14 protein-coding genes and 1 tRNA gene are annotated in these 14,240 nt (G+C 58.8%); 12 read left to right on the forward strand and 3 right to left on the reverse strand.

Features of this window, described 5'->3' with window-relative positions; genetic code table 11:
- Positions 1 to 67: 67 nt before the first annotated feature.
- The 7 genes from AC1DWF_RS15695 (at position 68) to AC1DWF_RS15725 (ending at position 6,156) form a co-directional block, all read left to right on the forward strand.
- A complete protein-coding gene (locus tag AC1DWF_RS15695; RefSeq protein WP_476783388.1) occupies positions 68 to 634 on the forward strand; it encodes a polysaccharide biosynthesis/export family protein in 567 nt (188 codons plus the stop codon).
- A gap of 12 nt (positions 635 to 646) precedes the next feature.
- Positions 647 to 1,789 carry a glycosyltransferase family 4 protein gene (locus AC1DWF_RS15700; RefSeq protein ID WP_476783390.1) on the forward strand — a complete coding sequence of 381 codons (1,143 nt, stop codon included), beginning with the start codon at positions 647 to 649 and terminating at the stop codon, positions 1,787 to 1,789.
- 96 nt (positions 1,790 to 1,885) lie between these two features.
- Positions 1,886 to 3,421: an undecaprenyl-phosphate glucose phosphotransferase gene (locus AC1DWF_RS15705; RefSeq protein ID WP_476788606.1), complete on the forward strand. Its 1,536-nt coding sequence runs from the start codon at positions 1,886 to 1,888 to the stop codon at positions 3,419 to 3,421.
- Positions 3,418 to 4,656 (forward strand): O-antigen ligase family protein, encoded by a 1,239-nt coding sequence (locus tag AC1DWF_RS15710; RefSeq protein WP_476788607.1) that lies wholly within the window; start codon positions 3,418 to 3,420, stop codon positions 4,654 to 4,656. The genes AC1DWF_RS15705 and AC1DWF_RS15710 overlap by 4 nt, the downstream gene beginning before the upstream one ends.
- A 210-nt stretch (positions 4,657 to 4,866) precedes the next feature.
- On the forward strand, positions 4,867 to 5,112 hold the full coding sequence (locus AC1DWF_RS15715; RefSeq protein ID WP_476786703.1) for a DUF1344 domain-containing protein: 246 nt from the start codon (positions 4,867 to 4,869) through the stop codon (positions 5,110 to 5,112).
- Positions 5,113 to 5,384: 272 nt separating this feature from the next.
- Positions 5,385 to 5,642, forward strand: coding sequence for a DUF1344 domain-containing protein (locus AC1DWF_RS15720; protein ID WP_476786702.1), 258 nt, complete (start codon positions 5,385 to 5,387; stop codon positions 5,640 to 5,642).
- A gap of 262 nt (positions 5,643 to 5,904) precedes the next feature.
- Positions 5,905 to 6,156, forward strand: a complete 252-nt coding sequence (locus tag AC1DWF_RS15725) for a DUF1344 domain-containing protein (protein WP_476786701.1) — start codon at positions 5,905 to 5,907, stop codon at positions 6,154 to 6,156.
- A 168-nt stretch (positions 6,157 to 6,324) separates the two neighbouring features.
- Here the strand turns inward: AC1DWF_RS15725 and AC1DWF_RS15730 are convergent.
- Positions 6,325 to 6,401: transfer RNA gene (locus AC1DWF_RS15730), tRNA-Pro, on the reverse strand.
- A gap of 330 nt (positions 6,402 to 6,731) precedes the next feature.
- Between AC1DWF_RS15730 and AC1DWF_RS15735 the strand changes: the two genes are divergently transcribed.
- The 5 genes from AC1DWF_RS15735 to AC1DWF_RS15755 all read left to right on the forward strand — a co-directional run bounded on the left by AC1DWF_RS15735 (position 6,732) and on the right by AC1DWF_RS15755 (position 11,599).
- Positions 6,732 to 7,472, forward strand: coding sequence for a hypothetical protein (locus AC1DWF_RS15735; protein ID WP_476788608.1), 741 nt, complete (start codon positions 6,732 to 6,734; stop codon positions 7,470 to 7,472).
- 51 nt (positions 7,473 to 7,523) lie between these two features.
- Positions 7,524 to 8,438, forward strand: coding sequence for a hypothetical protein (locus AC1DWF_RS15740; protein WP_476787306.1), 915 nt, complete (start codon positions 7,524 to 7,526; stop codon positions 8,436 to 8,438).
- Positions 8,439 to 8,850: 412 nt separating this feature from the next.
- The gene (locus AC1DWF_RS15745; RefSeq protein WP_476785545.1) at positions 8,851 to 10,116 is read left to right on the forward strand and encodes a Y-family DNA polymerase; all 1,266 of its coding nucleotides are present in this window, start codon (positions 8,851 to 8,853) and stop codon (positions 10,114 to 10,116) included.
- Positions 10,113 to 10,367 carry a hypothetical protein gene (locus tag AC1DWF_RS15750; protein ID WP_476788609.1) on the forward strand — a complete coding sequence of 85 codons (255 nt, stop codon included), beginning with the start codon at positions 10,113 to 10,115 and terminating at the stop codon, positions 10,365 to 10,367. Before AC1DWF_RS15745 ends, AC1DWF_RS15750 begins: the two co-directional genes overlap by 4 nt.
- Positions 10,368 to 10,723: 356 nt before the next feature.
- Positions 10,724 to 11,599, forward strand: coding sequence for an ATP-dependent DNA ligase (locus AC1DWF_RS15755; RefSeq protein WP_476785543.1), 876 nt, complete (start codon positions 10,724 to 10,726; stop codon positions 11,597 to 11,599).
- A gap of 555 nt (positions 11,600 to 12,154) precedes the next feature.
- Here the strand turns inward: AC1DWF_RS15755 and floR are convergent.
- Both floR and AC1DWF_RS15765 read right to left on the reverse strand, forming a co-directional pair.
- On the reverse strand, positions 12,155 to 13,369 hold the full coding sequence (gene floR / locus AC1DWF_RS15760) for a chloramphenicol/florfenicol efflux MFS transporter FloR (protein ID WP_476785542.1): 1,215 nt from the start codon (positions 13,367 to 13,369) through the stop codon (positions 12,155 to 12,157).
- A gap of 512 nt (positions 13,370 to 13,881) precedes the next feature.
- Positions 13,882 to 14,240: DUF1515 family protein (locus AC1DWF_RS15765; protein ID WP_476841815.1), on the reverse strand; the 359-nt coding region annotated here is incomplete at its 5' end.

A 14,240-nucleotide genomic window follows, 5' to 3' on the forward strand; every position in this document is an offset into this window, starting at 1 on the left:
ACGATAACAGTCGCGAACCGATACCCCGCAGCGTGGCGGCAAGCAGTCGAAGGTGTGTCTGCCGAAAATGAAAAGCTCCCTTCCCCTTTGCCATGCGCTACTCGCGGCCATGCTGATCGTCAGCGGCTGCTCGAGCTATCGCCCCGCGCCTGCTGCCTTTCATGAAGTGCTCGACCAGCCCTATCGTCTCGGCGCCGGCGACCGCATCCGCGTCACCGTCTTCGAACAGGAAGGCCTGACCAATACCTATAGTGTCGACCAGTCGGGCTATATCTCCTTCCCGCTCGTCGGCGGCGTGCCGGCACGTGGCTACACCGCCCAGGAAGTCGAAAAGGCCCTGGCTGCCAAGCTGCGCCAGGGCTACCTGCGCGATCCGGACGTTTCGGTCGAGGTCGATCGCTACCGTCCGATCTTCGTCATGGGCGAAGTGGGTGCCGCAGGGCAGTATTCCTATGTTCCAGGCCTGACTGTACAGAAGGCAGTGGCGATGGCCGGCGGCTACAGCGCCCGTGCCAACCAGGGCAATGTCGACATCACTCGCGACATCAACGGCAAGGTGATGACCGGCCGCGTGCTGACAACCGATCCTCTGCTGCCCGGCGACACGATCTACGTCCGCGAGCGGCTGTTCTAAGACGCCGTGCAGATAGCGCCCCGCAAGCTCCGGATCGTCCACTGCTTCAGGTCGCCGGTCGGCGGCATCTTCAGGCATGTGCGCGATTTGACGGAAGCACAGGTGGCCGCTGGCCATCAGGTCGGCATCATCTGCGACTCAACCACCGGCGGCGAACACGAAGAGCGTCTGTTCGAAGCGATCAAGCCGATGCTGGCGCTTGGGATCAGACGTACGTCGATGCAGCGCCATATCGGCCCTGGCGACATCGCTTCGGGCTGGCGCACCTACAAGATCATCAAGGAATTGCGGCCGGACGTGCTGCACGGGCATGGCGCCAAGGGTGGCGTTTATGCACGTGCGTTCGGCTCACTGTTGCGGGTTTCAAGGTATTGCGTGGCCCGCGTCTACTCACCGCATGGCGGTTCCCTGCACTATGACGAAACCACCGCGACCGGAAAGCTGTTCTTCGGGCTTGAACGCCTGATGGAACGTTTCACCGACCACCTGCTTTTCGTCTCCGACTACGAACGGCGCACGTTCATCCGCAAGGTCGGCGAGCCGCGCGTGTCGAACAGCCTTGTTTACAATGGCTTGCGCGATGCGGAGTTCGAGCCAGTGCTTTCGCTGCCGGGGGCCGCCGACTTTCTCTATATCGGCATGATGCGCGACCTGAAGGGACCCGACCTCTTCATTGATGCGCTGGACAAGGCGCGACAAACTCTTGGTCGCGACGTGACGGCCGTGATGGTGGGCGACGGCGAGGATCTGCCGCGCTATCACGCGCAGGCAAAAAGGCTCGGCCTTACCGGTAAGGTTCGCTTCATGGCCCCGATGCCGGCGCGTGAGGCCTTTGCGCTTGCCCACGTCGTTGTCGTTCCGTCGCGCGCTGAGGCGATGCCCTATATCGTGCTGGAGACGCTTGCCGCCGGCAAGCCGATCGTGGCAACGGCTGTTGGCGGCATTCCCGAAATTCTGGGATCGGCCTCGCCTGCCCTGGTAAGTCCGGATGCTGCCGAGATCAGCCAGAAAATGCTCGCGGCCTTGCAATCGCCTGCTGGCTACGCGGCATTGATGCCGGACATCTGCACCGTGAAATCACGTTTTGGCGTGGCGGTGATGGCTCGCGACGTCGAAAAAGCATACTTCGCAGCGCTTGCACCAAGAGGCGGCTGAACACAATTTGAAGGCACCCACCCTGTTCAAGGGTTTCTTAGTTCATCGTTGATATGTCAATCTGGCAATCCGGCGACCGGTGACAGATCGACGACAATGACCAATTTCGACCCAAAGCGCCGCTTCAGTGCGGAAGCCGTCAAGGCGGCTAGCGGCGACGGTAAAAAGTCCGATGCCGCCAAGCTCAGCAGTGTTGCCCAGGAGGTGGCGGCACAGTACCGGCGCGACACCATGTCCCCGGTCATGGTCAGCGGTGCCTTGCGCCTCGCGGAGTTCGGCCTTCTGTTCATCTCGGGGCTCGCCCTCTACGCCTATCACGTCGGCTTCCTCGGCCATCTCGGCTGGCAATATCCATTCGTCATCCTGGCTGCGTCCTTTGCTGCCGTCGCGTTCTTCGAGATTATGGACTGCTATCAGTTGCAATCGCTGATGCGGCCCGGCGCCACCATCGGACGGATCACCTTGTGCTGGGCGGCGGCCTTCGCGCTGATGGCCCTTGCTGCCTTCTTCATGAAGGTTTCGTCAGAATATTCGCGTCTCCTGTTCGGCGGCTGGTTCCTGACCGGGCTGACATTGCTGATCGGCCTGCGCCTGATCATGGCACGCGTCATCCGCCTTTGGGCGCGCAATGGACGCATGGAACGCCGCGCGGTCATAGTCGGCGGCGGCAAGGCCGCCGAAATGCTTATCCGCTCGATCGAGCAGCAGCCCTACAACGACATCCGCATCTGCGGCATCTTCGACGACCGCGACAACAAACGCTCGCCGCCGATTGTCGCTGGCTATCCGAAGCTCGGAACCGTGTCCGAACTGCTGAAATTCGCCCGGATAGCGCGCATCGACATGCTGATCGTGTCGCTGCCGCTGACAGCGGAAACGCGCGTGCTGCAACTGCTCAAGAAGCTGTGGGTGCTGCCGGTGGATATCCGGCTGTCGGCCCACTCCAACCAGCTGCAATTCCGGCCGCGCTCTTATTCCTACATCGGCGCGGTGCCGATGCTTGATATCTTCGACAAGCCCATCAACGACTGGGACTCGGTCGCCAAGCGCGCCTTCGACATCGTGTTCAGCCTGCTTGGCATCATCGTCTTTTCGCCTGTGATGCTGGTTACCGCCATCGCCATCAAGCTCGACAGCAAGGGGCCGGTGCTGTTCAAGCAGAAGCGCCACGGCTTCAACAACGAGGTGATCGAGGTCTACAAGTTCCGCTCGATGTATGCGGAGCAGTCCGATCCGACGGCCCGCAAGAGCGTGACCAAGAACGACCCGCGCGTCACCCGTGTCGGCCGCATCATCCGCAAGACGTCGATCGACGAACTGCCGCAGTTCTTCAATGCGTTGTTCGGCAGCCTGTCGCTGGTCGGGCCTCGCCCGCATGCGGTGGCCGCCCAGTCGCACAACCTGCTCTACAACGAAGTGGTCGACGGCTATTTCGCTCGCCACAAGGTCAAGCCCGGCGTAACCGGCTGGGCGCAGATCAATGGCTGGCGCGGCGAGATGGACACCGACGAGAAGATCCGCAAGCGCACCGAGTTCGACCTTTATTATATCGAAAACTGGTCGCTCTGGTTCGACATCAAGATCCTGTTCCTGACCCCGATCCGCCTGCTTGATACGGAAAACGCCTATTGAGCGCGATCACCTATGAGCTGCCGCGAGCCGCGATCAAGGCCAAGCTGATCGGGCTCATCTCTACCGGCGCCATTGCGCTGGGCGTGCTGCTTTCGGGTTTTGTCCTCCGCGAGCCGGCACCCTACGAGCTCTACATGGCCGGGCTGATTGCCGTCTGGTCACTGTTTGGCCTGCACATTTCGCGCGCCATCACTCCGCTGGTCGTGCTGATCGTGACGTTCAACATCGGCGGCATGATTGCCATGACGCAGATGTCGGACCTGATGGGCACACCGCTCTATCTGGCGGTGTCGTTGTTCCTGGGATTCACCGCGGTCTTCTTTGCGGCGGTCACCGAGGCCAACCCCGGATTGTTTCGGGTCATTTTCCTGTCCTGGGTCACTTCTGGCGTCGTCACCTCAGTGCTCGGCATCCTTGGCTACTTCGGCGCTGTGCCTGGGGCTGAGATGTTCACAAAATTCGACCGCGCCGCGGGAGCATTCCAGGACCCTAACGTGTTCGGGCCATTCCTCGCTTTGCCCGGCATCTATCTGCTGTATCGTGTGCTGATCGGCAATCCGCTCAAGATGGCGATCTACGCTGTGCCGCTGCTCATCGTCACCGGCGGCATATTCCTGTCCTTCTCGCGCGGCGCCTGGGGCCTGTTTGGCACGTCGGCCATCCTGCTCACCGGCTTCCTGTTTCTCCAGAGCAACAGCGGCAAGTTCCGCCTCAGGATCGTGGTCATGAGCATAGCTGCCGTGACCTTCCTAACTCTCGCGCTGTTGGTCGTCCTGCAGATCCCCAGCATCGCCGAGCTCTTCACCTCGCGTGCGCAGCTCGTACAGGAGTATGACGGCGCGCGCCTTGGCCGTTTCGCGCGCTACGGCATCGGCTTCCTATTGGCGACGGAAAGTCCATTCGGCATCGGCCCACTCCTCTTCGGCCAAATGTACGGTGAAGACACGCATAACATCTGGCTCAAGGCCTTGATGGACTATGGCTGGCTCGGCTTCGCCAGCTATCTGACACTGATTGTGTGGACGATCGCGGCGGGGTTCCGGATCCTGCTGCGTGACCGGCCGTGGCAGCCCTATCTGCTGTGCGCCTATGTCGTCTTCCTTGGCCATGTCGCCCTTGGCTCAGTGATCGATACCGACCACTGGCGCCACTTCTATCTGTTGCTCGGCCTGATCTGGGGCTCGATAGCCCTGGAAGCCCGTCATCAACGGGCCATGGCACATCACGCCCGCTGACTCGTCACCGCCACAGGCGTTGCGCACAACCCCCTGCTATTGTGAACGGTCCGGCACCCTTTTGCCGGCTCAACTCGGCGTGACTGCTTTGTGAATCAGAGTGACCGTCCAGCCCATGGAATTCGGAAAGGTAGGCGCCTATCTGAGGGTGGTAAGCGAAACAGCGAAATAAAAATCGCATCGCTAAGAAACATTGAAAGGACTACTAAAATGAAAAAGCTCATTCTCGCGGTATCTGCTGTTGCGTTCATGAGTGGCGCAGCTCTCGCTTCTGGCTCTGAAGGCGTTGTTGCCAAGTTCAATCCGGATGTTCGTGTAATTACTCTTGACAATGGCAGGAGCTATACCATCCCACGCCACATCGGCCTTCCGCAGGTCCAGGTTGGCGACAAGGTCTCCATCAACACCAAGAGCGACGATGCCGATCAGGTAACGTCCGTGCTGCGCGCGCTCTAAGCCGCGACCAAAACTGCGCTACACCGAAAGCCATGGGCTCCTCCCGCCCATGGCTTTTCGCGTTTTCGACGCCAAAGTCATACTCAGTTTTGAAGCTCTAGTGCCTCGAGTATGCGCATCAGCGACCAATTCACAACAAAGCGTGATCGTTTCGTGTGTCGAAGTGACCGGTCCGGGCGTAACTTTTTCGGACACATCCCGTTTCTCGAAAGGTCAGTGAGCGGAAGCCCCAGCTCTCACCCGTCCGCTTGGCCATCCCAAGGAGAAATGCCATGAGGAAACTTGCTCTTGCGGTTGCAGCAATCGTCCTGACGTCAGGCTCAGCATTTGCCGATGTCACCAATGGTGTTGTTTCCCGTTACAATCCCCAGGTTCGCGTCATCACGCTGCAGAACGGTCAAAGCTATACCGTTCCCCGTTGGGTGCCGCTGCCTGCCATCCAAGTCGGCCAAAATGTCACCATCACGTCCCGGGACGATGGTGGAGATGTGACCAGTGTCTTGACCGGTTCACTTTGGCAAAGGCGATAGGCACCGACTACCGGCAGGCCCCAGGGGCCACCGCAACCAAAGGCCCGATTTCATCCCGACCTACACCAAAGCCATGGACGGCAACGTTCATGGCCTTTTTTATTCTGCGGAGAATCTAACACAAGAAACCGTGAATGATTTGTGTAGTGAGTTTACCAACCTCCATGTAACCAACGCCGCTGCCAAACGTTATCCCGTAGTCAAAGCAATGGAAACTTCCAACAAACCCTTGCTTGTAATAGCTGAATGCAGGAGAAGTAATATGAAAAAGCTCATCCTTGCTGCTGCAGCGCTTACCCTCATGTCGGGCGCCGCACTTGCCACCGAGATCGACGGCGTCGTCGCGAAGTTCAACCCCGCGGTTCGCGTCATCACGCTCACCAATGGCGAAAGCTATACTATTCCGCGCGACGTCGCGATCCCGCCGCAACTGGCTCCCGGCAAGCGGGTGGCAATCGACGAGCATGACAATGGCGCGAAGATCGAATCCGTGTTGGTGCGGTCCTACATGTAATGCAGCAGACACGCCCCAGCAGAAAATCACGCCATGGGCGCAACCGCGCCCGTGGCGTTTCTTGCAGTAGGCAGGACGTGCTTACCGACAGGTGCCGACCGACTTTGACGGCAGAACCTGCCGGCTGGCTGGTTCGCTTTCAGTCGATCGTTAGGGGAAGGGATAAAATGGTCGGAGTGGCCGGATTCGAACCGACGACCCCTTGACCCCCAGTCAAGTGCGCTACCGGGCTGCGCTACACTCCGGACCGAGGGGAGCCATATATATTCAGGGGTTGCGGCGCAAGAGCTAAATCGAGCCTTGAGAACAGAAGCCGATCATTTGCGGCAATGTGGGGCCAACCCAGACGAAAAGTCCCACAGAAAGTCCCACAGTGTTCCCTAGCCGTTCTGTGGACAACAACCTTCCCTATCGCGTCCGAATCATTTCTCCAATGTGAAACTATGCCGGCTTCGCCGGCTCATCCTTGGAGGCGTAATGGGTCGAGATGGCAGGGCTGGCGTCTGATGCTTTGGTGCAAGGATATCTGGAACTATCTTTCATCCCGATTTCGACCGCTTCAGGGGAGACAAGGAATGAATCAGGCCAGCAATCAATGGGGTGTCGAACTCAGCGGTGCCGACGAGGACAAAAAAGTCTGGGCGTTGTTGCTGAAGCCGCCGTTTGATCCTTTTGTCGAGGAGGTCAAGGACGAACGCGGCGATTTTCTCGTCTTGCGATCCACGAACTTTGACGGGATCGTTAGTAGCCACGAGGTCCACAAACTCGGTAAGGAGCTGTTCAGCACGCTGAACGTGGTGATCTCTACGGACGCTGACACCGACCCCATAGCGTATGGTGCTGTTGTCGAGTTCTCCCAAAATGGTCCACCTCGAAAACACCAGTTCATTGAGGGGCAAGTGGCGGCGTTTCGGTTTCGGGCCGGCAACGCCGCGCTCACCCTGACTGATGCAGAAGGCAAGGTGATCGAGCCGCCGCCCGCACCATCCCGAACACAGCTTTGGATGCGCGCAGCCACGTTGAACACAGAAATCGGCAGCGCTCTTCGCTACTTAGAGGGAAGGCCGAGTTGGGTCGAACTCTACAAGGCCTATGAAGCCGTCCGGCAAATGCCAAACGGGGGCATCTCTAAAAGTGAAATCAACCGCTTCACCCAAACGGCGAACGTGGGGCAACGTCACCATCCATCCGTTCACACTAAGCCGCATGCAAAGCCGATGGAGTTGTGGGAAGCGCGGGCGCTTATTACCAAGTGGGTTTCGGCTGCGATCGATGACGCTCTCGCCAAGGACACAACGGATCTTACGAAGGCGTAAGCCAAATCGTTCTCAAACGCGCCTGCAGCAGATGTCACGACGGATTCCCTGATGACCTATTGTGCCCGTTACCGCTTTAAACTTCTCTCGCCGCTGGAGCTTGAGAAAGGTACCCTGCTGGATGTGAGCATCCCCGATTTTTCTGCCGTGACATTCGAGATGGGTGACGAAGCCTATCCCATGGGCCATTGGGTGACCGCGAAAATCAACGGGTTCGAAACCGAAGACGAAGCCCGCAAAGCCGGTCAAAAGCTGGGAGACACGCTCCTAGTCGTCGGTGCCATTTCGAAACTAGGCATCGACATCGGCTTCAGCCGATCCACGCTCCAATTCAGCGCAGCAATACATGAAGCCGTAACAAAAGATACTGGACGAGAACTCCGCCCGGAAACACACGGCCTCATGGTCTACAAGAAGGACACGGTCAGCATTATTGGATTTCAAGCCCGCGGCAGCGTGCTAATAGGCACTCAGCGATTTGAAGAAAGCGTGGCCAAGTGGATCAACCCCATATCCGCGTTGACTGAACGACAGCGGAATTGTGCCGCTCTCATCAATGACTCTTTCTTCGTAGCCCAAACCGAAGGCCGTTTCATTCTACTCATTTCAGCGGTCGAGGCCTTGTGCGACCAAGCGGTCCGAGATGCAGACTTCCAAGCGGCGATTGACGAGCTCGAGCATCATCTCTCGGAGCAACGGCTTGCTGATGATATCCACGAGACTTTGCAACGAACGCTGACAACGGCAAAGCGCCAGTCACTGCGCCAAGCTTATATGACTAAATTTAGGACACTAGCTTCAGACGCCGATGCGAAGGCGTTTGACGAACTCTACCAGAAGCGCAGCAAACTCGTTCACGACGGTATCGGACGAGGTACGCTAAATGAGGCAACCAACCTGGCGATGCAGCTCGCAACTGACCTGCTGGAAGCAGAACTTACAAACTTTGCTGCAGCGGCTGGTTAGGGTTTAGTTCTCGCCCGGAAGCCGTCAACCCAATTCAGGCGGCTATTTAGCGGGCGGTGTGGCAAAAATCCACGACACAGTCAATCAATGACTTACGAATGGCGCTGCCACACCTTTGGACAGTTTGCGCTCCGGTGTGACAGGCCAGTGAAAGCCTATTGGCGTTCAAGGAAGAGTTTCAATTTTCAGATCTACCGAACGCCCGACCAAATCCACGAAAGTTGAAACCCCTTAGTTCGCTAAACTCACCCCGTCCAAGGCGACTCCCACGCTTGACGCTAGGACAACATTCCTTTTCGCTTGACAGAATTCGGCGATAGGAACATTTGTAGAACATCGGCACGCTTGCGGTCGATCAACCCATTCATCGAACCAAATCGCGCCAGCCCCGGCGCCACGGGAGAGCCTTGCCTTGCGGAAGCCGGAGACCATCGAGCGTATGTATCTCGACTTCGACGGCTTCTTTGCCAGCGTCGAGCAGCAGGCAGACAAGCGCCTGCGGGGCCGGCCTGTTGGTGTTGTCCCATTTGAAGGCACCGACCGAACATGCGTCATTGCCTGCTCACGGGAGGCAAAGGCGTTTGGCGTCAAGAATGTGATGCCGGTCGCCGAGGCCCGCGAGCTTTGCCCTGACATCGTGCTGGTGCCTCAGAAGCCCGATCTCTACCGCCGCGCGCACAACGCGCTCTTGTCGGAAATCCAGTCCGTCATTCCGATTGATGCCGTGAAGTCGATCGACGAACTGACATGCCGCCTGGGTCAAGATAACCGGCGCCATCCGGAGGACTTGGCAGCACGGCTCAAATCGACGCTGGCGACGAACGTCGGCCCCGTCATCACCTCGTCTGTCGGCTTCGCCGCGAATCGCCAGCTTTCCAAGATGGCTTGCAAGGAAGGCAAGAAAGCCGGCGCCACCTATGGCAACGGCGTCATGATCTGGCGACCGGAAGATTTGCCCGCGCCGCTAATGAAGCTGAAGCTTTCGGACATTCCAGGCGTCGGCGAGAACATGGAGCGGCGCCTGGTGCGCTCGGGCATCTACACCACGGAAGATTTATACCGCCTAGAGCCCAAGCACATGCGCAAGCTGTGGAACAACGTCACCGGCGAACGCCTTTGGTATGCGCTGCATGGCTATGACGTGCAGGCGCCGCTGTCGTCGCGCGGCATGTTCGGACACGGGCGCGTTCTGCCACCTGAGAGCCGGTCGCTCGCCGGGGCGTTCGAAATCTGCCGCCTATTGCTGACCAAGGCGGCGCGGCGCCTACGCCGCGAGGACTTCTACTGCAGCGGCTTGTGGCTTTGGCTGTCAGTGCGCGAGGCCAACTGGCAAGGCAAGATGAAGCTACCCATCGTCCATGACGATCAGGCCGTTCTTGCCGCCCTGGACGATCTGTGGCGACGCGTTCGCGCAGCGTATCCGCGCGGCGTGACAGTCTTCCGGGTCGGCGTGACGCTCTATGATCTTAGCCGAGCCGGCGAGCGCCAACTTGATTTCCTGCTCAACGATGATCGCACGCGCCAGAAGTGGGAGCGTGTCTCCAGTGCGGTCGACAGCTTGAATACCCGCTATGGCAAGACCGTCACATCGCTTGGCATGTGGAAGCCTCCAGCTGGCGGCCATGTCGGCGGCAAAATCTCTTACACACGCATCCCATCGGCGGAGGATTTCTGGTGAGCAGCTGGCAGCAAAACATACAGGTCCGAGACATCGACCCTGATCAAAAGCTTGAGATCACGTGCAAGAGCTGCGGGCACGTCCATTACCTCACCAGAGCGATGATTTGCGCGTCACCGGAGCGCGAGTTCGAATACCTCGATGAGGTCGAGCGCAACGAGATCTGCAAGGCGCGCGGTTGCCGTGGCGCCGTCCGCCTGGCCATGCCGCGCAAGGGCGACACCAGTGGGTTTGTCGGCGGGCTTGCCTGAAACATGATTCCGACTGATATTTTGTCCCCGCAGGAGCTCAACAGCTTCCCGCAGGCCGGCGCAACTTTGGATGACTCAGCCGGGAAGCGCCGGCCCAGCCTACTCCATGGATCGTATTGCCTCCCTTGCGCGTTAATGCGGGTCGATTTCTTCTGGGAGGAATTGCCATGATGAGCCACCCTGACGAACAAATGGAAAGGTTCCGCCAAATCGCTCAGGACGCGACTTACACCCCTTTCGAACTCGCAGAAAAGTATGGCTTGTCCGACGGTCAGGCCCGCACACTCATCACGTTACACGGTCCGTCTCGTGAAAAACTGGACAAGATAATCGCTTCGCAGCCGTTCCCATAATACATGGGCCAATTCGTCCCGCCCTGCATCCCGACGCTGGTCGACAAGCCGCCCGAAGGCGATTGGACGCATGAGATCAAGTACGACGGCTACCGGACACAGATCCACCTAGCCGGCGGGCATGCTGTCGCCTTCACCCGAAATGGGCACGACTGGTCGATGAAATATGCGTCGGTGCTGGCCGCCGTGCGAGGCCTCGTCAAACGCGACGCCATCCTAGATGGTGAGATGGTCGTGCAGGACGAGACCGGCCGATCTGACTTCAAGCGGCTTGCCAGCGCGATCACGTGGGAAAGCGCTAGCCTGGTGTTCTATGCGTTCGACCTTCTGGAGCTGGACGGCAAGGACTTGCGCAGGCAGCGCTGCGACGAGCGCCGCGCCCAACTCCACGAGCTGGTCGGCGATCCCCGGCCGGATTCGGCGATCCAGTTCAGCCAGGCGTTCGAAGGTTCCGGCGCCGCGTTCTTTGTCGCCGTCGAAAAGATGGACCTCGAAGGCATCGTGTCCAAACGAAAGGCCAGCATCTATCGCGGCGGCTACAGCAAGGACTGGCTGAAAACAAAGGCCTACATCACGCGCGAATACGTCGTCATCGGCTACGAACACAAGCGCGGCGGCGCGCCCTCCCTATTGCTTGCAGACACGGCCGACGGCGAGCTTCGCTATGTGGGCCGAGCCATTCCATCAATCGGCGGCAAGCAACGAAGCGAACTTTGGGAGGCGTTGGACTATCTGGGCGATGCCAAGTTCGCGGTCTCAATCGGAGACGGCAACAAAGGTGCGTTGCCGGTGCAGCCTGTTTTGCGCGTCATGGCCAAGCACCTGAGAGGCGAGGACAAGCTACGCCACGCGACCGTGACCGAGATCTTGGTGCCGTGATCGCAGAAACGGCCTGCCCTGCCAGGTTCGGCAGGCCGTTCCGGCACAACTCTGGTTGCATCATCATCACTGTGCGCTGATAGGTTGCCACGGTTGCCAGGGAACTTAAAGGCCTGCCAGCCCGCCAGCCGACAGGCCCCATTTTGAAGCGTGTCGGAGGGAATAGAAGAACACGCCTCACGGACAGCAAAGACCCCATTGCGGCATGATGGTCTTGCCCAGACGGGCGCAGCTGAAAGGTTAAGACCACGCCCAATCTGCTCCGCACACGGAAACGCCGGTCGTTCAAATCAGGTTCCCAAAAACACAGAAAAAGCCCCGCCACCTTTCGGCAGCGGGGCGATCAAATTGCCGGCGTAGGGCGTCTGCATTGGGGTGGGAAACAGCCCGGGCAGCTTTCGGAAATGAGATCGGCAAAGGGGACCTCTCCCAATAGTCGCGTAGGCAAAGAAATGAAAAAGAGACATGAGCGGTATCCTGCAGGACAGGATACCGCCATTCACGAGGCCTGATGGCTAGTGCGCCGCACTAATGATCATACTGCTTTATTGCCTATCAGATTGTTGGCGACCTGTCGTTGGCAGACTCACGGGACCGAAGGAGCGCCAGCCCTAACGGCACCAGCACCGCCATAAACGTTGAGTAACAGATCACGGGCCACGCTGTGTCTCCGTGTAGCAGCGTCACCGCAAATGTCCCGAGGATGCTGACCATCAAACTTTGGATACAGAAGTAGAGCGCAACCGCCGATCCGGCGATGTCGTCGAACTGCGCCAAAGCGCCGTTGGCGGTTACGGATACTGTGAAGACGATTCCGACCGCCATAACCCACATCGGTACGATAAAGGTGAGGAAAGACGGCGACCCGAAGAGTTCGCCGATCCCCAGCAAGACTGCGCCGCAAGCGAGCAGGGCCATCCCGCGCGAGACACATCCCGCGACACCCCATCTGGCGACAAAGGACTTCGCAAAACGGGTTGTCACGATCATGACGAGCGCGACGGTCGCGAAGGCAAAGCTGAATCCGATCTCGGAATAGCCAGCTTGACCTATGAGCACGCGGGGGGCGGTCGAGAAGAACACAAAGAAGGTGCCCATGCCGGCGCTAAAGCCAATCGTATAGACCCAAAAGGCCAGGCTCGCGAAAACCGGCAAAACGGATCGGCGCGTCTTCGCTTGATCTATAGGACGGGTTTCGTGCCACCTGAACCTGGCATTCAGCAGTGCAAGCAATGCCAGTGCAGACAGTGTAACGAATATCGCCCGCCATCCCAAGAACTCACCAATCAACGCTCCGGCGATAGGGCCGAGCGCAGGTACGAACGCCAGCATCGAACTGAAAAGGCCGTAGATGACAACACCTTCGGGACGATTGGCATAAACGTCGCGAACCGTCGCGAAGGTCGCCACCAGCATTGCCGACGCGCCAACTGCTTGAAGCAGACGGAAAGCGACAAAGGCTAATGCAGTTGAAGACCCAGCAGCTCCCAGAGATGCAATGACGAAAGCCGTTGCGCCCGCAAGCAGGACTGGCCGTCGCCCGATGCGATCTGAGAGCGGGCCAAAGATCACCTGGCCCACCCCGAGCATCACCATGTAGAGGCTCAAGGTGAGTTGGATCATGGAGGGCGTCGTGTTCAGGATGCCAGGCATCGCTGGAACGACGGGGAGGTAAATATCCATCGCCAGTGAAGCGAGAATGTCGAAGGGAGCCATCAGCAGCAGGGCTGCAGGCAGCGTATAGGCCCACGCGGGGCGTGTGGTGGTCATGATAAATCAACCGCTCGATTAAGGAATTCCGGGCGGCGTCTGCTCGTCAGCAATCAGATGGGCTTGGTCTTACAGAGCGCCGCAACAACAATACTGGTTGTTGCAGCTTACTTGTCTGCTGACTTGGAACTTTCCATCTGATGACTCCACAATTCCGAATTTGGATAGCTGCTCACTATCTGATTATATGTTGCTCCGCAAGGCGACAGGGTTGAGGCCTATCGCACCGAGGCTTCAGCGTACGCCCCGTTCAAGCGGTTCCAAGGTGGCCATGCCGCAAAAGAAGATATCCCGTCATAGCGCTGGATCGGGTCCCATCGCCATCGCCGTCAAGGAGTGTTTCCGACAGGGTGGAAACCGTACTGGCGTGATCTGACAGAGACCGCTTTCAGGATTTCGTATTTCGACAGCTAATGGCTGACTTGGGGTCGTTTACCGACTGGCGGCTTTCAATTGCACTCAAGCTGAAGCACTTTAGCCGGGTCGCGCTCGCGGCCAACTTCCTCGCTCGATCAAGGCGGCGACCGACCTGTGAGCCAAGTATAGACGCCAAGCAGCCATCCGGCGCTCCCAACGACACCTAAGCCGATCTTGAGAAGGTAACGCCCAGCGGTGCCGGCACCCTGTGCCTGCGTTCGCAGGTTAACCACGTCGTCGGTCACGGCCTGCATGCTTGTCTGGCTGTGCTTCACCGCGATCACGTCAGCCTCAACCCTTGTGAGCCGGTGGCCGAACTCGTCAAGCCGGCGATGAACACCCGCCCGGCTTTCGTCGGCACGGTCCATGCGATCAAGGATCGCCTCAAGCTGACCTTCCATTCGCCCCAACATCATGTCTATGCTGCGCTCGCTCACTTGCGGCTTTCCTTCCC

The organism is Aminobacter sp. P4_D5 (assembly GCF_056401815.1).